Genomic DNA, 21499 nt, shown 5'->3' on the forward strand with positions numbered 1-21499 from the left:
CATGTGGGCGGAACCCTCACTGGTGACCCTATCGAGCGTTCCTAGACGTGCGCGTCCGGATCTGTTCACGCATCACATACCCCTTCGGTTCGGTGCTCAGTCGGCCGACGGGGGCCCGGGATGTGACCGCCCGCACCCTTGACGGGTCGGCCGGGCAGCGAGAACGGCGACGCGTAGGCTGTCGGTCGGCGCACGGACCGCTCCGGCCGGCGCCGAATCCGCCCACTGCGCCGATGCCGGAAGGTGGCAATCCGTGAGCATGATCACCGAGCGCCCCGCATCCACCACCGCCGGATCGCCGGCCGGGCCGGTGCCGGCGGGCCGCGCGGCGGCGGGCCGGCGGGACCTCGGGGCGGTGATCCGGGCGTACGTGGCGCTGACCAAGCCGCGGATCGTCGAGCTGCTGCTGGTGACAACGGTGCCGACGATGCTGCTGGCGGCCGGTGGGATGCCCCCGCTGTGGCTGATCGCCGTGGTGCTGGTCGGTGGTTCGCTGGCGGCGGGCGCGGCCAACGCGCTGAACTGCTACATCGACCGGGACATCGACCAGCTGATGCGCCGGACCAAGCGCCGGCCGTTGCCGCAGCACACCGTCGCGCCGCGCAGCGCCCTGGTGTTCGGGCTGGTGCTCGCCGTGGTCTCGGTGACCCTGATGGCGGTCTTCACCAACTGGTTGGCGGCCGGGTTGACCGCCGCCGCGATCGCCTACTACGACATCGTCTACACCATCTGGCTCAAGCGCACCACGACGCAGAACACCTTCTGGGGTGGGGCCTGCGGGTCGGCGCCGGTGCTGATCGGCTGGGCCGCGGTGACCGGCTCGCTGAGTCCGGTGGCGTGGGCGCTGTTCGCGGTGGTGTTCTTCTGGCAGATGCCGCACTTCTACGCGCTGGCCATCAAGTACAAGGCGGACTACGCCCGGGCGAGCATCCCGATGCTGCCGGTGGTCGCCTCGGTACGCCGGGTCAACGCGGAGATCATCCTGTTCGCCTGGCTGACGGTGGGCTCCTCGCTGGCCGTCTGGGCGCTCGGGGCGAACCTGATCTACGGCGGCACCGCCGCGGTGGTCGGCGCGGTCTTCCTGATCGAGGCGCACAAGCTGTGCCGCCGGGCGAGCCGGGGCGAGCCGGTGAAGCCGATGCGGCTGTTCCACTGGTCGAACACCTACCTGACCATCCTGTTCCTCGCCGTGGCCGTCTCCGCGCTGCTCTGAGCCACTGACCCTGCGGCGTTCCGGCGGGCGGGCGTGTTGGTCCTAACGGTCCTGCCATGATCGGCCGAATGGGTGACCTTTCCCAGCCATTCATCGACGACTTGCCTTCTATGGTCTATGTCCGGGTTTATCCGACCTCCCAAAATCGCCTATAGGTGGAAAAATCACGGGGTTATCGCTGTGGTCAATCTTAAACCTCCGGGTAATTGGCATCACAAATTGTCCGTAACTCGGCGGCGGACGAAGGTCGCTCTGCTTACAGTTCCCGCATGGCAGATGGTTCCGATACGACGCTGACGACCGAGCAGACCCAGGCCCCCAACGGCCTGGTTACCGGCCTCCGGTCGTTCGCCGCCGGACACGGCGGCGCGAAGGCGGTCATCGAGTACGTCGGCAAGCGGGGGGCACGCATCGTCCTCGTCGGGGCGGACGGCGTCTGGGCGGACCAGTTCGCCGCCGGTACCGACGTCGCGCGCCACGCGTGCGACGAGGCGGGAGTTGCCGTCGAGAATGAATGGGAGCGGGAACTGATGGACCAGATGCGGCCGAGCAACGACCTGTGGCGGTCGATGTCCCGACGCACCATGGCCCGATAGAAGCCTTGGCAGGCATCCACGCGGCCCGGGGTAGCTCCCGGGTCGCCCTCATTAGTTGCGGTGAATTCCCCCAGCTCGACGAGGACGACCGGCTGCTGATCGCGCCGCTGGCCGAGCGCGGCGTCCGGGCCGAACCGGTGGTCTGGGACGCCCCCGGGACCGACTGGACCGACTACCGGCTCGCGGTGCTCCGTTCGACCTGGGACTACGCGCCGCGCCGGGACGAGTTCGTCGACTGGGCGGCGACCGTACCCAACCTGGCGAACCCGGCCGACGTCGTGCGATGGAACACCGACAAGCGGTACCTGGACACGCTGTCCGCAGCCGGGGCACCCACCGTGCCGACCACCTGGGTCGAACCCGGTGACAGCACCTGGCGGCCACCCGACCACGGCGAGTACGTGATCAAGCCGGCGGTCAGCGCCGGCAGCCGGGACACCGGCCGCTACGACCTGGCCGATTCCGATCACCGGCGGCTCGCCGCCGAGCACGTCCGGCGGTTGGCCGGGGCCGGCCGGCTGACCATGGTGCAGCCGTACCTGGCCGCGGTGGACACCGTGGGAGAGACCGCCCTGCTGTACTTCGCCGGGCCGGCGGGGTTGGAGCTCAGCCACGCGATCCGCAAGGGCCCGCTGCTGACCGGCCCGGACCTCGGCGTCGACGGTCTGTTCCGGCCCGAGACGATCGAGCCCCGGACCCCGTCGCTCGAAGAGGCGGCGATCGCCCGCAAGGTGCTGGCGCTGCTGCCCCACGGGTACGCCGACCGGCTGCTCTACGCCCGGGTGGACCTCATCCCCGGCCCCGACGGCCGCCCGGTGCTGGTGGAGTTGGAGCTCACCGAGCCGTCCCTCTTCCTGGCCCACGGCCGGGACGCCCCCGCCCGCCTCGCCGACGCCATCGTCGCCCGCCTGGCCTGACCCGTACCCCGCCCCGCCCGAGACGGCAATGTCCCGGATTTTGCTGCCTCAGCTTGCGGAGGAGGCAGCAAAATCGGGGACATTGCTGTGATCTTGGCCCTGGGTGGTGGGGAGGGTGGTGGCTGGGGTGCGTTCGCGGGTGGAGTAGTGCAGCGCGAGGGTGGCCAGCCAGACCAGGCAGGAGCCCAGCATGTGCGCGCCCACCAGGAGTTCCGGCAGGTGCGTGAAGTACTGGACGAGGCCGATCAGGCCCTGGCCCAGTTCGACGGCGATCAGCACGAGGGCGGCCCGGGCCGGGCCGGTGGCGCCGACCGCGCGCATCGCGAACCAGGCCGCGAGGGACAGGCCGATCAACAGGAAGACCGCGTCGGCGTGCAGTTGGGAGATCAACTCAGGGGAGAGGCCGTTGCGGGCCGCGCCGTGGTCGCCGGCGTGCGGGCCGCTGCCGGTCACCCAGGTCCCGATCACCAGCACCGCCGCGCTGACCACGGTGACCAGCAGGGTGAGCCGGCGCAGTGGTGTCGGTACGGTCGGGGTCACCGGTCCGTCCGGCTCGGCGACCCGCCGCCAGAAGGCGTACGCCGCCCAGAGCACCGCCATCGAGGCCAGGAAGTGCAGGCCGACCACCCAGGGATTCAGGTGGGTGAGCACGGTGATGCCGCCGATCACGCCCTGCGCCGGGATGCCGAGGAAGACCGCCACGGCCAGCGGCAGCAGCGCCCGTCGGCGGGGTCGGTCCAGCAGCACCAGCACCAGGGCGGCCAACGCGATCAGACCGACCACGAAGGTGACCATCCGGTTGCTGAACTCGATCACCCCGTAGATGCCCATTTCGGGCGTCGTCACGTAGGACCCGTCCGTACAGCGCGGCCAGGTCGGGCAGCCCAGCCCGGATCCGGTCAGTCGGACGGCGCCGCCGGTGACCACGATCGCCACGTTGGCGACGACGGAGGCCAGCGCGACCCGGGACAGGGTGTTTTTGCTCAGGTAACGGCCGGTTCGGCTCACGTCGGTCATCGTACGCGGGGATTTGATCATGCTGAGCGTGACGTCCCGGTCGCGGTGGTCCGGATCACCGGTTCGGGGATTTGCGGGCCTTCCCTGAAATACGTAACGTTGGCGTTGTGAAAAACGCGGCGATGCTCTCCGAGCAGGAGCCGACGGCCGGTTCGGCCGTCGGCCCCGCCGCGTCCACCCCGGCGGCGGACCAGGTCTACCCGACCGCGGACCAGCCCGGCCCAGACGGCCGGACCCGGGACCGGGTGATCCAGCTCCTGTTGGCGCGGGGGGCGGCCACCGCCGCCCAGCTCGGTGCCGCGCTGGGGCTCAGCCCGGCCGCGATCCGCCGCCACCTGGACGCCATGCTCGACGAGGGTGACGTGGTCTCCCGTCAGCAACCGGTACGCGGGCACCGGCGGCGCGGACGACCGGCCAAGGTCTTCGTGCTCACCGACGCGGCCCGGATCCGCTGCGGCACCCACACCTACGACGGGATGGCCACCGCCGCGCTGCGGTGGATCGCCCGCTCCGGTGGACCGGAGGCGGTCTACGCGTTCGCCGCCGAACAGGTGGCCGCGCTGGAGACACGCTGTCGGGCGGCCATGGAGGGCGCCGGCGACGACCCGTTGGCGCGGGCGGAGGCTCTCGCCGGGGTGCTCACCGCGGAGGGCTACGCTGCCAACGCGTCCACGATCGCGACCGGCGGGCAACTGTGCCAGCACCACTGCCCGGTGGCCCATGTGGCCGCGGAGTTCCCCCAGCTGTGCGAGGCCGAGACCGCGGTGATCTCTCGCCTGATCGGCACCCACGTGCAGCGGCTGGCCACCATCGCGCACGGCGACGGGGTGTGCACCACGCACATCCCGGCCCAGTCGCGGCAACCGGACCGCCCCGTGCCGGCCCCGGCCGACGCGGGCCGCACCACCTCCGCGCCGGTGCCTGCCGGCGCGGACGACCACACGACCGGTAACACCGTCACCACTGTGAGGACAGATAAATGACCGAGCAGATCGTCCAGCCCCTGACCCAGGAGGAGCAGCTCGCCGCCCTGGGCCGGTACGAATACGGTTGGGCCGACTCCGACGTGGCCGGTACGGCCGCCCAGCGCGGCCTCAGCGAGGCGGTGGTGCGGGACATCTCCGCCAAGAAGAACGAGCCCGAGTGGATGCTCGACCTGCGGCTGAAGGGTCTGAAGCTGTTCGGCCGCAAGCCGATGCCGGCCTGGGGCGCAGACCTCACCGGGATCGACTTCGACAACATCAAGTACTTCGTCCGGTCCACCGAGAAGCAGGCCGCCAGCTGGGAGGACCTGCCCGAGGAGATCAAGAACACCTACGACCGGCTGGGCATCCCGGAGGCCGAGAAGCAGCGGCTGGTGGCCGGCGTCGCCGCCCAGTACGAGTCCGAGGTGGTCTACCACAAGATCCGCGAGGACCTGGAGGAGCAGGGCGTCCTGTTCCTCGACACGGACACCGCGCTCAAGGAGCACGAGGACGTCTTCAAGGAGTACTTCGGCACGGTGATCCCGGTCGGCGACAACAAGTTCGCCGCGCTGAACACCTCGGTCTGGTCCGGCGGCTCGTTCATCTACGTGCCGAAGGGCGTGCACGTGGAGATCCCGCTGCAGGCGTACTTCCGGATCAACACCGAGAACATGGGCCAGTTCGAGCGGACGCTGATCATCGTCGACGAGGGCGCGTACGTGCACTACGTCGAGGGCTGCACCGCGCCGATCTACTCGTCCGACTCGCTGCACAGCGCGGTCGTCGAGATCATCGTGAAGAAGAACGCCCGGTGCCGGTACACGACCATCCAGAACTGGTCGAACAACGTCTACAACCTGGTCACCAAGCGCGCCGTCTGCCACGAGGGCGCGACCATGGAGTGGGTCGACGGCAACATCGGCTCCAAGGTGACCATGAAGTACCCGGCGGTGTACATGACCGGCGAGCACGCCAAGGGCGAGGTGCTCTCGGTGGCGATGGCCGGCGAGGGCCAGCACCAGGACGCCGGCGCCAAGATGGTGCACGCCGCGCCGCACACCTCCTCGACCATCATCTCCAAGTCGATCGCCCGGGGCGGCGGCCGGACCTCCTACCGGGGCCTGGTCCAGGTGCTGGAGGGCTCGCACCACAGCCGCAGCACGGTCAAGTGCGACGCGCTGCTGGTGGACACCATCTCCCGGTCGGACACCTACCCGTACGTCGACATCCGCGAGGACGACGTGTCGATGGGGCACGAGGCGACCGTCTCCAAGGTCAGCGACGACCAGCTCTTCTACCTGATGAGCCGGGGCCTGAGCGAGGACGAGGCGATGGCGATGATCGTCCGTGGCTTCATCGAGCCGATCGCCAAGGAACTGCCGATGGAGTACGCGCTGGAGCTCAACCGCCTGATCGAGCTGCAGATGGAAGGCGCCGTCGGCTGAGCCGGCACCCGGCGGATCCGACGACAGATCACGTTCGCGCAGTAGGACAGGATGAGATGAGCACGCAGGCAATCGCGCCGCCCACGACCAAGTCGCAGGCGCTGCGCTCGTACGACGTCGCGGACTTCCCGGCCCTCACCGGGCTGGAGGAGGAGTGGCGGTTCACCCCGCTGAAGCGGCTGCGCGGGCTGGCCACCGGCACGCCGGCCGCCACCGGCGCGATCCGGCACGAGTACGGGCAACTGCCGCCCGGCGTGACGGTCACCCCGATGCCCCGGAAGGACCCGCGGGTGGGCAGCGTGCTCACCCCGTTCGACCGGGTCAGCGCCCTGGCCTACGGCGCCGCCGAGCAGGCGGTGCTGGTGTCGGTGGCGGCGGACGCGGTGCTCGCCGCGCCGGCGCTGGTCCGGGTGATCGGCGGCGGCACCGACGGGGTGGCCTACGGGCACACCTTCGTCGAGGTCGGCCGGTTCGCCGAGGCGACCGTGGTGCTGGAACAGGTCGGCTCGACGACCCTGGCCGACAACGTCGAGGTCGCGGTCGCCGACGGCGCGAAGCTGACCCTGGTCACGGTCGCCGACTGGGCGCCGGACGCGGTGCAGGCCCAGCATCTCAAGATCCGACTCGGCCGGGACGCCAAGGTCAACCACGTCCAGGTCACCCTGGGCGGCGACCTGGTCCGGCAGTACACCAGCGTGGAGTACGCCGACCGGGGCGGCGAGGCGGAGCTGTACGGCCTCTACTTCGCCGACGGCGGGCAGCACCAGGAGCACCGCCAGCTGGTCGACCACTCCGTACCGGACTGCCGCAGCTACGTCGGTTACCGGGGCGCGTTGCAGGGCGCCAGCGCGCACACCGTCTGGGTCGGCGACGTGCTGATCCGGGCCGCGGCGACCGGCACCGAGACGTACGAGATCAACCGCAACCTGGTGTTGACCGACGGCGCCCGGGCCGACTCGGTACCGAACCTGGAGATCGAGACCGGCGAGGTGGCCGGCGCGGGCCACGCCAGCGCGACCGGCCGGTTCGACGACGAGCAGCTGTTCTACCTGATGGCCCGGGGCATCCCGGAGTCCGAGGCGCGCAAGCTGGTGGTCCGCGGCTTCTTCGCCGAGCTGATCAACAAGATCCCGGTCGAGGAGCTGCGCGAGCGGCTCGGCCAGGCGATCGAGGACCGGCTGCTCAAGGCGGGTGCCTGATGGCCGAGCCGATCCGGATCTGCTCCGCCGAGGACATCCCGAAGGGGACCGCGATCCGGGCCACCGTCGACGACACCGACCTGGCCGTCGTGCACGCCGAGGACGGCAACTTCTACGCCGTGTACGACGAGTGCTCGCACGCCGCCGTGGCGCTGTCCGAGGGCGAGGTGGACGGCTGCACGCTGGAGTGCTGGCTGCACGGTTCCCGCTTCGACCTGCGCACCGGCGAGCCGACCGGGCTGCCGGCCACCGAACCCGTACCCGTCTATCCCGTCGAAGTCCGCGACGGCGACATCTACGTCGCTCTGACGCCGAGCAATGGAGTAACCGCACCATGAGCGTTCTGGAGATCCGCGACCTGAAGGTGTCGGTCAAGCTGCCCGAGGGTGAGCTGAAGCCGATCCTGGCGGGCGTCGACCTGACCGTGAAGGCAGGGGAGACGCACGCAATCATGGGCCCGAACGGCTCGGGCAAGTCCACCCTGGCCTACTCGATCGCCGGCCACCCGAAGTACGAGATCACCGGCGGCACGGTCACGCTCGACGGCGAGGACGTGCTCGCGATGACCGTCGACGAGCGGGCCCGGGCCGGACTGTTCCTGGCCATGCAGTACCCGGTCGAGGTGCCGGGCGTGTCGGTGGCCAACTTCCTGCGTACCGCCAAGACCGCCGTCGACGGCCAGGCGCCGAAGCTGCGCACCTGGGCCGGCGAGCTGCGCGGCGCGATGGAGCGGCTGCAGATGGACCCGGCGTTCGCCCAGCGCAACGTCAACGAGGGCTTCTCCGGCGGCGAGAAGAAGCGGCACGAGATCGTGCAGCTCGAACTGCTCAAGCCCAAGGTGGCCGTGCTGGACGAGACCGACTCCGGGCTCGACATCGACGCGCTGCGGGTGGTCAGCGAGGGCGTCAACCGGGTCCGCGAGACCGGCGAGACCGGCCTGCTGCTGATCACCCACTACACCCGGATCCTGCGCTACATCAAGCCGGACTTCGTGCACGTCTTCGTCGGCGGTCGGATCGTCGAGGAGGGCGGCCCGGAGCTGGCCGAGCAGCTCGAGGCCGAGGGTTACGAGCGGTACGTCGCCGGCGCTGGTGCCGCGCGGGCCTGAGTCAGAGCCGACAGCGAAGGGGCGCCGCCGAGATGACCACCATCGCGATCCCGCCGGGCATGCCGCAGTACGACGACGTGCCCCGCTTCGACGTCGACCGGGTCCGGGCCGACTTCCCTATCCTGTCCCGGGAGATCAACGGCCACCCGTTGGTCTATCTCGACAGCGCCAACACCTCGCACAAGCCGCGCCAGGTGCTCGACGTGCTGCGCGACCACTACGAGCGGCACAACGCCAACGTGTCCCGGTCGGTGCACGCGCTGGGCACCGAGGCCACCGAGGCGTACGAGGGGGCGCGGGCGAAGGTCGCGGCGTTCGTCAACGCGCCCAGTCCGGACGAGGTGGTGTTCACCAAGAACTCCACCGAGGCGATCAACCTGGTCGCGTACGCCTTCTCGAACGCCTCGCTGGAAGCGGACGGTGACCCCAGGTTCCGGCTCGGTCCCGGCGACGAGGTGGTGATCTCCGAGATGGAGCACCACTCGAACATCGTGCCGTGGCAGCTGCTCTGCCGGCGCACCGGCGCCACGCTGCGCTGGTTCGGGGTCACCGAGGGCGGCCGGCTGGACGAGAGCAACCTCGACGAGCTGGTGAACGAGCGCACCAAGCTGGTGTCGCTGGTGCACATGTCGAACGTCCTCGGCACCGTCAACGCCACCGCCCGGATCACCGAACGGGTCCGCCAGGTCGGCGCGCTGCTGCTGCTGGACTGCTCGCAGTCGGTGCCGCACATGCCGATGGACGTGGTCGACTACGACGCCGACTTCATCGCCTTCACCGGGCACAAGATGTGCGGGCCGACCGGCATCGGGGTGCTCTGGGGCCGGGGTGAGCTGCTCGCGGCCATGCCGCCGGTGCTCGGCGGCGGCTCGATGATCGAGACGGTGACGATGGACGGGTCGACGTTCGCGCCGCCGCCGGCCCGGTTCGAGGCGGGCACCCCGCCGATCGCCGAGGCGGTCGCGCTGGGCGCCGCGGTCGACTACCTGACCGGGATCGGCATGCGCGCCGTCCAGTGGCACGAGAAGGAGCTGACGGCGTACGCGCTGGAGGCCTTCGGCACGGTGCCCGGCCTGCGGGTGTTCGGGCCGAACGTGCCGATCGGTCGGGGCGGCACGATCTCGTTCGCCCTGGACGGCGTCCACCCGCACGACGTGGGTCAGGTGCTCGACGCGCAGGGCGTACAGGTGCGGGTGGGACACCACTGCGCCCGCCCGACCTGCGTCCGGTACGGCGTACCGGCGATGACCCGCGCCTCGTTCTACCTGTACACCACCACGGGTGAGATCGACGCCCTGGTGCGGGGGCTCGAACAGGCGCGGAAGGTGTTCGGCTGATGCAACTGGACCAGCTCTACCAGGAGATCATCCTGGACCACTACAAGCACCCGCACGGGCGGGGCCTGCGCGATCCGGCCGATCCGGCGCTGCGCGTCGCCGAGGCGCACCACGTCAACCCGACCTGCGGCGACGAGGTGACCGTCCGGGTGGCGGTGGACGCGGACCTGCTGGCCGACATCTCGTACGACGGGATGGGCTGTTCGATCAGCCAGGCGTCGGCCAGCGTCCTGCACGAGCTGCTCAGTGCCCAGCGGCTGGACGAGGCCCGGGTGGTGCACGGCGCGTTCGTGGAGTTCATGTCGGGCCGGGGCCAGGTGACGCCGGACGAGGCGTTGCTGGGCGACGGTGTGGCGTTCGCCGGGGTGGCCCGGTTCCCGGCCCGGGTGAAGTGCGCCCTGCTGCCGTGGATGGCGTTCAAGGACGCGGTGGCCCGGGCCGGCGTGGAGATGAGTCCGGAGGTAACGGCATGAGGGACGTCATGAGCGAGCGTGGCGAGGAAACGAGCGAGGAGAGCGGAACGATGGACGGCACCGACGCGGCTCCGGCGACCGCGGGCGCGGTGGCCGCCTCGGTCGGCGCGGACGAGGCTCCGGCGACCGCCGGTGACGTCGCTCCCGTGTCCGGCGGGGCGACTCCGGCCGCCGAGGACCGAGCCGCCGATGCCCCGGCCGCCGACGCCCCGAGCGCGGGCGGTGGCAAGGCGGCCGTCGCCGATGTCGAGGAGGCGATGAAGGACGTCGTGGACCCGGAACTCGGGATCAACGTGGTCGACCTCGGCCTGGTCTACGGGGTGCACGTCGACGACGGGAACGTGGCCACCCTGGACATGACCCTGACCTCGGCGGCCTGCCCGCTGACCGATGTGATCGAGGACCAGACCCGGCAGGCGTTGACCACCGGTCCCGGTGGCGGCCTGGTCGACGACTTCCGGATCAACTGGGTCTGGCTTCCGCCGTGGGGTCCGGACAAGATCACCGACGAGGGCCGCGACCAGCTTCGCGCCCTGGGTTTCAACGTCTAGCCGTCGGAAGCGGGAACTCCGGTCGGCGGGTGACGGTACGACGCCGAGCGAGACGGACGCGGCCACGCCCGGCCCACCCCGAGCCCCGGTCGCCCGGTGGGACGACCGGGGTGAAGTCGGGCGGGCCACCCGGAAAATAGGTCGACCCGAGGACGCGGCAGGGCTTTGGATGGGGTGGTGACGTCGCCGTACCCGTGCCGACCGCGTCCCGTCCCGGCGATCACCGCCGGCCGGCGACAGCGTCGCGCCTCGACGTCCGGCAGGTCCCACCGTCCGCCGTCGTGACCGCCGCCGTACTGGCCGGCCTGGTGGCCGGCTACGGCGTGGCGATCCCGGTCGGTGCCATCGCGGCGCTGGTTCTCGGGCTCAGCGCCCGGCACTCGTTCCGGGTCGGCGCGGCCGCGGCACTCGGGGTGGCGACCGCCGACGGCCTGTACGCGGCCGTCGCGGTGCTCGGCGGGGCCTCGCTCGCGGCACTGCTCGCGCCGGCCGCCGGCCCGCTGCGGCTGGTGGCCGCCGGCGTCCTGCTCGCGATGGCCGCGTACACGGTGGGCGGCGCCCTCCGGCGGCACCGCGCACCGACCGGCGCCACCTCCGCCGAGCGGGCCGGTCTCGGCCGGCCCGGGCGGGCCTACGCCGGCCTGCTCGGCCTGACCCTGCTCAACCCGCTGACGGTGGTCTACTTCGCGGCGCTGGTGGTCGGGCGGCAGGGCGCCGGACGGTTCACCCCGGCGACGGCGGTGGCCTTCGTGCTCGGCGCGTTCGCCGCGTCGGCGAGCTGGCAGCTGCTGATCGCGGGCGGCGGGTCGCTGGTCGGTCGGCTGCTGGCCGGCCCGCGCGGCCGGCTGGCCACCGCACTGGTCTCCGCGACCCTGATCGCGGTGCTCGCCGTCGACCTGCTGCGCTGACCGCGCCGGCCGTTGTCCGGGCGGCACGGGACGACCCCGGTCATCAGACCGAGGATGACCGGGGCCGTGCCCGCCTGCGCCGGGCGTTCAGATCGAGCCGCTGAAGGTGTCGCACTTGCGCGGGTCGCCGGTGTTGAAGCCCTGCTCGAACCATTTCTGCCGCTGCGCCGACGTGCCGTGGGTGTACGAACCCGGGTCGTTGCCCCGGCCGGACTTCTGCTGGATGGCGTCGTCGCCGATCGCGCCCGCGGTCTTCACCGCGTCCTGGATGTCCTGCTGGTCGATGGACTTGAAGATGGCCTGGCCCTTGCTGTCCTTGGTCTCGGTGGCGTGGTGCGCCCAGGAGCCGGCCAGGCAGTCGGCCTGCAGCTCCAGCCGGACCGAACCGGAGTTCGGGCCGGTCTTGCCGTCCTGGGCCTTGGCCTCGATGCCGAGCAGATCCTGGACGTGGTGCCCGTACTCGTGGGCCAGCACGTACGGCTGCGGGAACTCGCCCTTGACCCCGAACTCGGACTTCAGCACGTCGTAGAAGGTGAGGTCGATGTAGACGAGCTTGTCCGCCGGGCAGTAGAACGGGCCGACGCCGGAGTCGGCCTGACCACACCCGGTGCTGACGTTGTTGCTGAAGAACTCGGTGTTCGCCGGCTTGTACTGCTGGCCGAAGGCCTCCGGCATCGCCGTCTTCCAGTACGCCTGGATCGAGTTGATGTACAGCACGTTGCGGCAGTCCTGCTTCTTGGTGGCGTCCGGCGCCTTGCACTCGGCGTTCAGGCTGGAGTTGTCCGCCGGCTGGTCACCGCCGCCCCCGCCGCCCAGTTGGCTGATCCCGAAGCCGCCGCCGACCAGGGCGACCAGCACCGCGATGATGATGCTGATCAGGCCGCCCCGACCGCCTCCGCCGCCGGGGATCGGGAAGCCCATCCCGCCGCCTCCACCGCCTCCGCGCCGGTCGTCCACCTGACTGGTGTCGATCTCCGCGTTCTCGTTGAGTTCCATCACGACCCCGATCGCTGAATCATCCTGTTGTCACGCGTTAGCCGCCGGACGGGTCCGGAGGGCATTTCGGTACCCGGTGATCTTGCTTGGTAATCCGCGCGGCGCTCCGCCCGGGTGGCCCGGTACAATCGACGCGTGCTGCTCTGCGAAGACTGACCCGCTCCGGGGCGACGGGAGGCAGTATCCCCGCCGGCCGGTTCGCGTGCGCCCATGAGCCAGCCTTCGACCTGCGAGAGCGAGTTTTCCCGACATGATCACTGTCTCCGGCCTGGAACTGCGCGCCGGTTCCCGGATCCTGCTGTCCGACACCACCCTGCGGGTGCAGCCGGGAGACCGGATCGGCCTGGTCGGGCGAAACGGCGCGGGCAAGACCACCACCCTCAAGGTGCTCGCCGGCGAGGGCCAGCCGTACGCCGGGCAGATCGACCGACGCAGCGCCATCGGCTACCTGCCACAGGACCCGCGGACCGGTGACCTGGAGGTCACCGGCCGGGACCGGGTGCTCTCCGCCCGCGGCCTGGACGTCCTGATGGCCGACATGAAGCAGATCGAGCAGCAGCTCGCCGACGGCGCCGACGACCGGCTGGTCCGCCGGTACGGCGCGCTGGAGGACCAGTTCGCCTCGCTGGGCGGGTACGCGGCCGAGGCCGAGGCGGCCCGGATCTGCGCCAACCTGGGTCTGCCGGACCGGGCCCTGGCCCAAACCATCGGCACCCTCTCCGGCGGTCAGCGGCGGCGCATCGAGCTGGCCCGGATCCTGTTCCGGGACGCCGGTGAGAACGGCGGCGGCATCCTGCTGCTCGACGAACCGACCAACCACCTGGACGCCGACTCGATCACCTGGCTGCGTAACTTTCTCTCCGGCCACAAGGGCGGGCTGGTGGTGATCAGTCACGACGGCTCGCTGCTGGAGTCGGTGGTCAACAAGGTCTGGTTCCTGGACGCCACGCGCTCGGTGGTCGACGTGTACAACCTCGGCTGGAAGGCGTACCTGGAACAGCGGGAGACCGACGAGCGTCGTCGCCGCCGGGAACGGGCCAACGCCGAGAAGAAGGCCGGCGCGCTGATGGCCCAGGCGGACAAGATGCGGGCCAAGGCCACCAAGACGGTGGCCGCGCAGAACATGGCCCGCCGGGCCGAGAAGCTGATCTCGGGCCTGGAGGAGGTCCGGGTCGCCGACAAGGTGGCGAAGGTGCGGTTCCCCAGCCCTGCCCCGTGCGGCAAGACCCCGCTGACCGCCACCGGCCTGTCGAAGTCGTACGGGTCGTTGGAGATCTTCGCCGACGTCGACGTCGCGGTCGACCGCGGCTCGCGGGTGGCCATCCTCGGCCTCAACGGTGCCGGCAAGACGACCCTGCTGCGGATGCTCGGCGGGCTGCTCGAACCGGACACCGGCGAGGTCCGGCCGGGGCACGGTCTCCGGCTCGGCTACTACGCCCAGGAGCACGAGACCCTGGACGTCGAGCGGACCGTGCTGGACCACATGCGCAGTGCCGCGTTCGAGCAGACCGACACCGACCTCCGCAAGATCCTCGGCGCGTTCCTGTTCTCCGGCGAGGACGTCGACAAGCCGGCCGGGGTGCTGTCCGGCGGCGAGAAGACCCGGCTGGCGCTGGCCACGCTGGTCTGTTCCGGGGCCAACGTGCTGCTGTTGGACGAGCCGACCAACAACCTGGACCCGGTCAGCCGCGAGCAGGTGCTGGACGCCATCGCCCGCTATCCGGGCGCGATCGTGCTGGTCACCCACGACCCGGGCGCCGTGCTCGCGCTCAAGCCGGACCGGGCGATCCTGCTGCCGGACGGCGACGAGGACGCCTGGAGCGACGACCTGCTGGAACTGGTCGAACTCGCCTGAGCCGCCGCCGACCCGGGGCTCGCCGCCACCAGTACGCCTATTCCGACGTATTGGCCGACGACGATCTGCCCGGGTCGTGGCCGACCGCTCGTCCGGGCGGAAAGGAAGAGCACCGTCAACGCGACCAGATCGTCGATGTCGGTGCCGGCGAAGACGGCCACCGCGCCGAAAACGGTGCTCAGCAGGTCGGTCACGGCGAGCAGGCTACGGTGCGACCCGGGGTGGCGGCCCCGGTGCCCCGGCCGGACACCGGTCGTCGCCCCCCGCCGCTCACGCTATCGGGAAACTGACATTGCTGTGCGTGTCGGTTGGCGAAGAGTTGATATCTGGCGCATGATCGTTCGAGGCGGTCTAATAGGTGGGACCGTATCGAACCGCACAGTCTGCGACGTGAGGAATCAACATGGCAGCCACCGGCACAGCCACCAGCACAGAGAAGGGTCGCCGGATCGTCGGGACGGAGCGCCAGACGCTCGCCAAGGACCTGGTGAAGCGGTACACGTCCGGCGAGAGCATCCGCGCCCTGGCGGCCTCGACCGGCCGTTCCTACGGGTTCATCCACCGGGTGCTCACCGAGTCCGGCGTACAGCTGCGCCAGCGCGGCGGTGCCCGGCGCCGCAAGAAGGCGTGATCCGTCCGTCAGCCTGGCCCGAAGCCGCCCCGAATCGGGGTCCCCGGTGACCGCGGTGGACAGCGGCGTACGGCTCGAATGCGCCGGGCCGGTGGCGACGGTGACGTTGTGCCGGCCCGACGTGCTCAACGCGCAGACTCCCGCGATGTGGCGGGCGATCGCGGACTTTGCCCGTGACCTGCCCGGCGACGTCCGGGTCGTGGTCGTGCGCGGCGAAGGCCGCGCCTTCTCCGCCGGGCTCGACCGCGCGGTGGTGGCCGGCGCCGGCGACGGTTCGCTGGCCCGGTTGACCACCCTTCCGCCGGAGCGCGCGGCCGACGAGATCGCCGGTTTCCAGGCGGCCTTCAGCTGGTTGCACCGGCCCGACCTGATCTCCGTCGCCGCCGTGCGGGGGCACGCCATCGGCGCCGGCTTCCAACTCGCCCTCGCCTGCGACCTGCGGGTGCTGGCCGAGGACGCCAGCCTCGCGATGGCCGAGGTGACGCTGGGCCTGGTGCCCGATCTGACCGGGACCAAGCGCCTGGTGGATCTGGTCGGCTACGCCCGGGCGCTGGAGATCTGTGTGACCGGCCGGCGGCTGGACGCGGCCGAGGCCGCGCGGCTCGGGCTGGCCACCGTCGTGGTGCCCGGCGCGGACCTGGACGCCACCGTCGGCGACCTGACCGGCGCGATCCTGGCCGGCAACCGGGACGCGATCGTCGAGATCAAGGCGTTGCTCGCCGGTGCCGGCGAACGGTCGGCGGCCGATCAGCTGCGGGCCGAGCGGGAGGCGCAGGTCCGGCGGCTGCGCGATCTCGCGGGAGTCGGCGAATAGCGGCCGGCTGAGCCGGCCGGCGGCGGTAAGGACCGTCTGGGAAGAAACGGGTTACTTCGCGGGTTGTCGTAGGCGTCGGGAAGACTGGGTCCGCACGGACCGGAGACCGACACATGACACGGAGGTGACGGGTGACCCACCCGATGGCCGGCGGAGGCATGGGCGGCAGCTGGAGCATGCTGCGGTCGATGCGCAACAAGGACGAGGTCTCCGGGCACCGGCTGAGCCGCGGCACGGCGCGCCGCATCGTCGCTTTCGCCCAGCCCTACCGGCGGGACATCGTCGTCTTCCTGGTGACCGTGGTGATCTCCGCCGTCATCGGGGTGGCCACCCCGGTGCTGGCGGGCGACGTCGTCAACGCCATCACCAAGGGCGGCTCCACGGCGGGCGCCACCGTCGTCCGGCTGGCCCTGGTCATCGCCGGGCTGGCCGTCGTCGACGCGCTGTTCTCGCTGGCCCAGCGGTGGTATTCGGCCCGCATCGGCGAGGGCATCATTCTCGACCTGCGCACCCGGGTCTACGACCACGTGCAGCGGATGCCGTTGCAGTTCTTCACCCGGACCCAGACCGGGGCACTGGTCAGTCGGCTCAACAACGACGTGCTCGGCGCCCAGCGGGCGTTCACCTCCACGCTCTCCGGGGTGGTCAGCAACATCATCCAGCTGGTGCTCACCGCCGGCGTGATGTTCAGCCTCTCCTGGCAGATCACCCTGTTGTCACTGGTCCTGCTGCCGATCTTCATCATCCCGGCCCGCCGGGTCGGCCGGCGGCTGGCGGAGATCACCCGCGAGTCGTACAACCTCGACGCCAAGATGAACGCCACCATGACCGAACGGTTCGGCGTCTCCGGCGCGCTGCTGGTCAAGCTCTTCGGCCGGCCCGAGGTGGAGGCGGAGCGGTTCGCCGGCCGGGCCGAACGGGTACGGGACATCGGCATCCAGTCCGCCATGTACTCCCGGACCTTCTTCGTGGCGATGCTGCTGGTCGCCTCGCTGGCCCAGGCCCTCACCTACGGACTCGGCGGCTGGCTCGCCGTCACCGGCGCGGTCAGCGCCGGTACGGTCGTCACCCTCGCCCTGCTGCTCACCCGGTTGTACGGTCCGCTGACGGCGCTGTCCAACGTGCGGGTGGACGTGATGAGCGCGCTGGTGTCGTTCGACCGGGTCTTCGAGGTGCTGGACCTGACCCCGTCCATCGGCGAGAAGCCGGGCGCGGTCCAGATCCCGCGCGGCGCCGGGCGGGTGGAGTTCCGCGACGTACGGTTCCGCTACCCCAGCGCCGCCGAGGTGTCGCTGGCCTCGCTGGAGGACGTCGCCGCGCTGGACCGGACCGTCTCCGAACCGGTGCTGAAGGGCGTCTCGTTCACCGTCGAACCGGGTCAGATGGTGGCCCTGGTCGGCCCCTCCGGTGCCGGCAAGTCCACCACGTCGATGCTGCTGTCCCGGATCTACGACGTGACCGACGGTGAGGTCCGCGTCGGCGGGGTCGACGTCCGGGACGCGACCCTGTCGTCGTTGCGGGACGAGATCGGCGTGGTCACCCAGGACTCGCACCTGTTCCACGAGACCATCGCCGACAACCTCCGGTACGCCAAGCCGGACGCCACCGACGAGGAACTGTGGGCGGCGTTGCGGGGGGCGCAGGTGGCCGAGTTGGTCCGGTCGCTGCCGGACGGGCTGGACACCATCGTGGGTGAGCGCGGCTACCGGTTCTCCGGCGGCGAGAAGCAACGCATCGCCATCGCCCGGCTGCTGCTCAAGGCGCCTTCCATCGTGGTGCTCGACGAGGCGACCGCGCACCTGGACTCGGAGTCCGAGGCGGCGGTGCAGCGGGCGCTGTCGGTGGCGCTGGCCGGGCGTACCGCCCTGGTGATCGCGCACCGGTTGTCCACGGTGCGGGACGCCGACCAGATCCTGGTGCTCGACGACGGGCGGATCGTGGAGCGCGGCCGACACGACGAACTGGTCGCCGTCGGCGGCCTGTACGCCGAGCTGTACCGCACCCAGTTCGCGGTGGCCGACTCGCCGGCGCCGTTCACCGACGCGGTCGGTCCGGAGCCCGTCGTCACCATGCCGATGCGCGACTACGTGGCCGAGGAGGCCCTGCCGCCGGCGGCGGCCAACTGACGCGTCGCGCCGACCGCCGCCCGTAGCTTGCGGTCGCCCAAGGCGGTCGGGCCGCACCCGGCTGGTGGAGGGCGATCAGGCCGCGTCTCGCGCGAGCGATGCGGCCGCGGTACGGGCCGCGTCCAGGTGGCGAACCAGCTCACCGAGTTGGTCGGGCGAGCCCGTGCCCCGGTGGCTTTCCACCCATTCTTCAATGATCTGCCGCATCAGGGTCGACGCCCCGATCCCGCGGGCCGCGGCTGCGGCCTCCAGTTCCGCCTGGATGCCGAGATCGATCCGCAGAGCTGTGACCACCTTGGCGGGCCGGCGTTCCCGGACGACCTCCGCCTCGTCAAACAGGTCACCAAGGTCGTTGTTCATCGCGAATTCCGCGGCCTCGTCCGCTGTCTCGCTCCCACCATCTCCGCGCTTCTTGGTCATGACGTGTATTTCCTCCACATCTTCCGTTCGTTCATACCCGCTTAGCGTGCGACGGAGGTGGTCCAGGTCCCGCCGTCCGCCGTTCGCTTGCAGACGACGATTAGGCGGTGATCGTCTGTAGGCGCGTAGACGGTCAGAAAGGCCGGCCCCTGTGGCACCGCTGTCGGGCCGCTGCCACACCTCGGGCATCGAAAGTATAACGGTCCGTATTACGACCTTGTCCGAATGCCGGTAGCTCGGCCGTCGGGTGGCGCGGCGCGCCGGTACGGGAGACATGGCCGTCGGACGATTAAGGTGAGGCATGCCCGCATCGCCACTGCCCGATGTCGTCGCCGCCCTTCGGGATTTCGTCGACCGGATCGACGCGCTCGACCCTGAGGCCGCCCTGGCCGGGGCGGTCGACCTCCATGCCGGAGACGATCAGCTTCGGCTCACGTTGAGTCAGCCTGTGGCACGGGCCCTGGTCGAGGCGTTACGCGGATACCGGGACCCGCGTGACCGTGGCCGGTGCGAGCATTGCGGCGGACGGCGCGACCCGGCCACCGCGGGTTGATCGGGGTGCGCAGCGTGACCCTCAAGTCTCGACTGCCTACGCTGTGGACCAATTCGTACTTCGTGGCTACCACGGGTGGTGCTCCGGTGGCCGCTGTGAAGCGGTACGTCGAGCAGCAGAAGCAGCGGTAGATGCTGACCGGCCGCCGTTACCTGCTGGCCTTCACGCCTGATCAGGCTGCCTATGCCGGTCGGGTCGGCGCGGCGTGTCGGTCGGTGTGGAACACCGCCTTGGAGCAGCGTCGTGAGTACCGGCGCCGGGGCGCATTCATCTCCTACGTCGAGCAGGCCCGGCAGATGGCCGAGGCGAAGAAGGATCCCGACTGCGCGTGGCTGGCCGAAGCTCCGTCACCCACCTTGCAGCAGACCCTCCGGGACCTGGACCGGGCGTGCCGGGAGCACGGCACGTGGCGGGTGCGGTGGCGGACCCGGGCGCGGACCGCCCCGTCGTTTCGGTTCCCGGACCCGAACCACATCGCGGTACGCCGGCTCAACCGCCGGTGGGGCGAGGTGCGGTTGCCGAAGTTCGGGCCGGTGCGGTTCCGCTGGACCCGCCCGATCGGCGGAACTATCCGCAACGCCACCGTCTCCCGCGACGGCGGACGCTGGTACATCTCCTTCTGCGTCGAGGACGGCGTGACCGAGGCTGTCCCGAACGGCAAACCGCCAGTCGGCGTTGACCGGGGCGTCGCGGTCGCGGTCGCCACATCCGACGGCGACATGATGGACCGGGAGTTCGTCACCCCGGGCGAAGCGAAACGGGTCAAGCGGTTGCAGCAGCGCCTGGCTCGGTCGTTGCGGACCCATGGCCGTAACCGGCGGTCCGGACGCCGGGACGCGACCCGCGCTCAGATCGGCCGGCTCAACGCCCGCATCCGGGCGCGGCGCGCCGACTTCGCCGCGCAGACCGCCGTACGGCTGGTGCGCGGACACGGCCTGGTCGCCGTGGAGAACCTGCGGGTGCGGAACATGACAGCCAGCGCGAAGGGCACCATCGAGCGGCCCGGCCGGAACGTGCGGCAGAAAGCCGGCCTCAATCGGGCAATCCTGGCCAAGGGGTGGGGCGGGTTCCTGCTCAAGGTGGAACATGCGGCGCGCTATCACGGCGCGACCGTGGTCAAGGTCAATCCTGCGTTCACGTCGCAGACCTGCAACGCCTGCAAGCATGTTGCCCGGGAGTCCCGCGAGAGCCAAGCGGTCTTCCGGTGCGCAGCCTGCGGGCATCAGGACAACGCTGACGTGAACGCCGCGAAGAACATTCTGGCCGCTGGACTGGCGGTCACCGGGCGTGGAGACCTCGCCATTGGGCGGTCCGCGAAGCGCCAACCACCCGAACGGCTGGCGGCGTGAACACGCCCCAGCCACGGGAATCCCCCGGCTCCAGCCATGGGGAAGAGGTCAAGCCGCAGAACAGCACGCGCAGGTCGTCGGCGATGATGTCCGGGATCGTGGTCCCGGCCGCCGCCGCGACCTGCTCCCGACTCGGTTTCGGTGGCGCGTCGCTGGTCGCCCCGGACGCCGGCTGGGAACGGGGACGCAACGCCGGCGTCCGTCCGCGCCCGGCGGCCGGGCGACTGGCTCGGCCGGTCACAGCCCGCGCAACGCGCCGCCGTCGACCGGGATGGTCAGCCCGGTCAGATAGCTCGCGGCGGGGGAGAGGACGAAGGCGGCGACCCGGCCGAACTCCGCCGGCTCGCCGAGCCGGCGGACCGGGATGGCCGCCTCGGCCTCGGCCCGGGCCCGGTCCGCGTCGCCGGTGGCGGCAAACAGTTCCCGGTTGCGGTCGGTCATGATCCGGCCGGGCAGCAGGCTGACCACCCGTACGCCGCGTGGGCCGTACTCGTCGGCCAGGTCCTTGGCCACCCCGGCGAGGCCGGGCCGCAGCCCGTTGGAGATACCCAGCCCGGTGATCGGGGTGCGGGCCGAGGTGGACAGCACCAGACCGATGGCGCCGCCCTCGGTCAACGCCGCGGCGATGGTCCGGGACAGGCGTACCGCGCCGAGGAAGACCGTCTCGAACGACGTCCGCCACTGCTCGTCGGTGACCTGGGCGGCCGTGCCGCCCGGTGGGCCGCCGACGGAGACCAGCGCGCCGTCTAGTCGACCGAACCGTTCCCGGGCGGTGTCCACCAACCGGGTCGGGGTCCGCGGGTCGGTGAGGTCGGCGGTCAGGCCGACGGCGCGGTCGGCGCCGAGCCGTCGTACGGCCGCGTCGACCGCGGCCTCGTCCCGGGCCGAGAGAACCACCCGGGCGCCGTCGGCCACCAGGCATTCCGCGGTGGCGAAGCCGAGGCCCCGGGAGGCACCGGTCAGGACGTAGACGCGGTCGGTCAGTCCGAGATCCATACCGGAGATCCTGCCGTACCGACGGGGCGG

The 21499-nt window shown here is 70.9% G+C and carries 21 protein-coding genes and 1 pseudogene; 18 read left to right on the forward strand and 4 right to left on the reverse strand.

Features of this window, described 5'->3' with window-relative positions:
* Positions 1-253 precede the first annotated feature (253 nt).
* The 3 genes from ACFOX0_RS09550 to ACFOX0_RS09560 all read left to right on the forward strand — a co-directional run bounded on the left by ACFOX0_RS09550 (position 254) and on the right by ACFOX0_RS09560 (position 2726).
* Positions 254-1213, forward strand: a complete 960-nt coding sequence (locus tag ACFOX0_RS09550) for a heme o synthase (RefSeq protein ID WP_377543707.1) — start codon at positions 254-256, stop codon at positions 1211-1213.
* Between the two features lie 269 nt (positions 1214-1482).
* Positions 1483-1809 (forward strand): hypothetical protein, encoded by a 327-nt coding sequence (locus tag ACFOX0_RS09555; protein ID WP_377543709.1) that lies wholly within the window; start codon positions 1483-1485, stop codon positions 1807-1809.
* 5 nt (positions 1810-1814) lie between these two features.
* Positions 1815-2726 (forward strand): ATP-grasp domain-containing protein, encoded by a 912-nt coding sequence (locus ACFOX0_RS09560; protein WP_377543711.1) that lies wholly within the window; start codon positions 1815-1817, stop codon positions 2724-2726.
* A 48-nt stretch (positions 2727-2774) separates the two neighbouring features.
* Here the strand turns inward: ACFOX0_RS09560 and ACFOX0_RS09565 are convergent, their stop codons facing one another.
* On the reverse strand, positions 2775-3743 hold the full coding sequence (locus ACFOX0_RS09565; RefSeq protein ID WP_377544228.1) for a COX15/CtaA family protein: 969 nt from the start codon (positions 3741-3743) through the stop codon (positions 2775-2777).
* Between the two features lie 107 nt (positions 3744-3850).
* On the opposite strand from ACFOX0_RS09565, the gene ACFOX0_RS09570 reads away from it, so the two are divergent.
* From ACFOX0_RS09570 to ACFOX0_RS09610, 9 genes are all read left to right on the forward strand, one after another.
* The gene (locus ACFOX0_RS09570) at positions 3851-4726 is read left to right on the forward strand and encodes a helix-turn-helix transcriptional regulator (RefSeq protein WP_377543713.1); all 876 of its coding nucleotides are present in this window, start codon (positions 3851-3853) and stop codon (positions 4724-4726) included.
* A complete protein-coding gene (gene sufB / locus ACFOX0_RS09575) occupies positions 4723-6153 on the forward strand; it encodes a Fe-S cluster assembly protein SufB (protein ID WP_377543715.1) in 1431 nt (476 codons plus the stop codon). The genes ACFOX0_RS09570 and sufB overlap by 4 nt, the downstream gene beginning before the upstream one ends.
* 56 nt (positions 6154-6209) lie before the next feature.
* Complete coding sequence (gene sufD / locus ACFOX0_RS09580; RefSeq protein ID WP_377543718.1) at positions 6210-7352, forward strand: Fe-S cluster assembly protein SufD; 1143 nt, start codon at positions 6210-6212, stop codon at positions 7350-7352.
* The gene (locus ACFOX0_RS09585) at positions 7352-7690 is read left to right on the forward strand and encodes a non-heme iron oxygenase ferredoxin subunit (RefSeq protein ID WP_377543721.1); all 339 of its coding nucleotides are present in this window, start codon (positions 7352-7354) and stop codon (positions 7688-7690) included. The genes sufD and ACFOX0_RS09585 overlap by 1 nt, the downstream gene beginning before the upstream one ends.
* Positions 7687-8460, forward strand: a complete 774-nt coding sequence (sufC, locus tag ACFOX0_RS09590; protein WP_377543724.1) for a Fe-S cluster assembly ATPase SufC — start codon at positions 7687-7689, stop codon at positions 8458-8460. Before ACFOX0_RS09585 ends, sufC begins: the two co-directional genes overlap by 4 nt.
* 32 nt (positions 8461-8492) lie before the next feature.
* Positions 8493-9797 carry a cysteine desulfurase gene (locus ACFOX0_RS09595; RefSeq protein WP_377543727.1) on the forward strand — a complete coding sequence of 435 codons (1305 nt, stop codon included), beginning with the start codon at positions 8493-8495 and terminating at the stop codon, positions 9795-9797.
* Positions 9797-10270, forward strand: a complete 474-nt coding sequence (gene sufU / locus ACFOX0_RS09600; protein WP_377543729.1) for a Fe-S cluster assembly sulfur transfer protein SufU — start codon at positions 9797-9799, stop codon at positions 10268-10270. Before ACFOX0_RS09595 ends, sufU begins: the two co-directional genes overlap by 1 nt.
* 146 nt (positions 10271-10416) lie before the next feature.
* Positions 10417-10821, forward strand: coding sequence for a metal-sulfur cluster assembly factor (locus tag ACFOX0_RS09605; RefSeq protein WP_377544231.1), 405 nt, complete (start codon positions 10417-10419; stop codon positions 10819-10821).
* Positions 10822-11102: 281 nt separating this feature from the next.
* Positions 11103-11729 carry a LysE family transporter gene (locus tag ACFOX0_RS09610; protein ID WP_377543732.1) on the forward strand — a complete coding sequence of 209 codons (627 nt, stop codon included), beginning with the start codon at positions 11103-11105 and terminating at the stop codon, positions 11727-11729.
* Between the two features lie 87 nt (positions 11730-11816).
* Here the strand turns inward: ACFOX0_RS09610 and ypfJ are convergent, their stop codons facing one another.
* The gene (gene ypfJ / locus ACFOX0_RS09615) at positions 11817-12725 is read right to left on the reverse strand and encodes a KPN_02809 family neutral zinc metallopeptidase (protein WP_377543734.1); all 909 of its coding nucleotides are present in this window, start codon (positions 12723-12725) and stop codon (positions 11817-11819) included.
* A gap of 250 nt (positions 12726-12975) precedes the next feature.
* Here ypfJ and ACFOX0_RS09620 point away from each other — a divergent pair, with 250 nt between their 5' ends.
* From ACFOX0_RS09620 to ACFOX0_RS09635, 4 genes are all read left to right on the forward strand, one after another.
* Complete coding sequence (locus ACFOX0_RS09620; protein WP_377543737.1) at positions 12976-14580, forward strand: ABC-F family ATP-binding cassette domain-containing protein; 1605 nt, start codon at positions 12976-12978, stop codon at positions 14578-14580.
* A gap of 403 nt (positions 14581-14983) precedes the next feature.
* Entirely contained in the window at positions 14984-15211 is a 228-nt protein-coding gene (locus ACFOX0_RS09625; RefSeq protein WP_095566055.1) for a helix-turn-helix domain-containing protein, read from the forward strand.
* 46 nt (positions 15212-15257) lie between these two features.
* The gene (locus tag ACFOX0_RS09630; protein ID WP_377543740.1) at positions 15258-16025 is read left to right on the forward strand and encodes an enoyl-CoA hydratase/isomerase family protein; all 768 of its coding nucleotides are present in this window, start codon (positions 15258-15260) and stop codon (positions 16023-16025) included.
* A gap of 143 nt (positions 16026-16168) precedes the next feature.
* Positions 16169-18151: an ABC transporter ATP-binding protein gene (locus ACFOX0_RS09635; RefSeq protein WP_377544233.1), complete on the forward strand. Its 1983-nt coding sequence runs from the start codon at positions 16169-16171 to the stop codon at positions 18149-18151.
* Positions 18152-18226: 75 nt separating this feature from the next.
* On the opposite strand, the gene ACFOX0_RS09640 is transcribed toward ACFOX0_RS09635, so the two are convergent.
* Positions 18227-18571 carry a hypothetical protein gene (locus ACFOX0_RS09640; protein ID WP_377543742.1) on the reverse strand — a complete coding sequence of 115 codons (345 nt, stop codon included), beginning with the start codon at positions 18569-18571 and terminating at the stop codon, positions 18227-18229.
* 573 nt (positions 18572-19144) lie between these two features.
* Between ACFOX0_RS09640 and ACFOX0_RS09645 the strand changes: the two are divergent.
* Both ACFOX0_RS09645 and ACFOX0_RS09650 read left to right on the forward strand, forming a co-directional pair.
* Positions 19145-19255, forward strand: a pseudogene (locus ACFOX0_RS09645) (transposase); the annotation flags it as partial.
* Complete coding sequence (locus ACFOX0_RS09650; RefSeq protein ID WP_377543744.1) at positions 19256-20473, forward strand: RNA-guided endonuclease InsQ/TnpB family protein; 1218 nt, start codon at positions 19256-19258, stop codon at positions 20471-20473.
* A 237-nt stretch (positions 20474-20710) separates the two neighbouring features.
* On the opposite strand, the gene ACFOX0_RS09655 is transcribed toward ACFOX0_RS09650, so the two are convergent.
* Positions 20711-21469 carry an SDR family oxidoreductase gene (locus ACFOX0_RS09655; protein WP_377543746.1) on the reverse strand — a complete coding sequence of 253 codons (759 nt, stop codon included), beginning with the start codon at positions 21467-21469 and terminating at the stop codon, positions 20711-20713.
* Between the last annotated feature and the right edge of the window lie 30 nt (positions 21470-21499).

This window comes from Micromonospora zhanjiangensis (assembly GCF_042650605.1).
GTDB lineage: Bacteria > Actinomycetota > Actinomycetes > Mycobacteriales > Micromonosporaceae > Micromonospora_J > Micromonospora_J zhanjiangensis.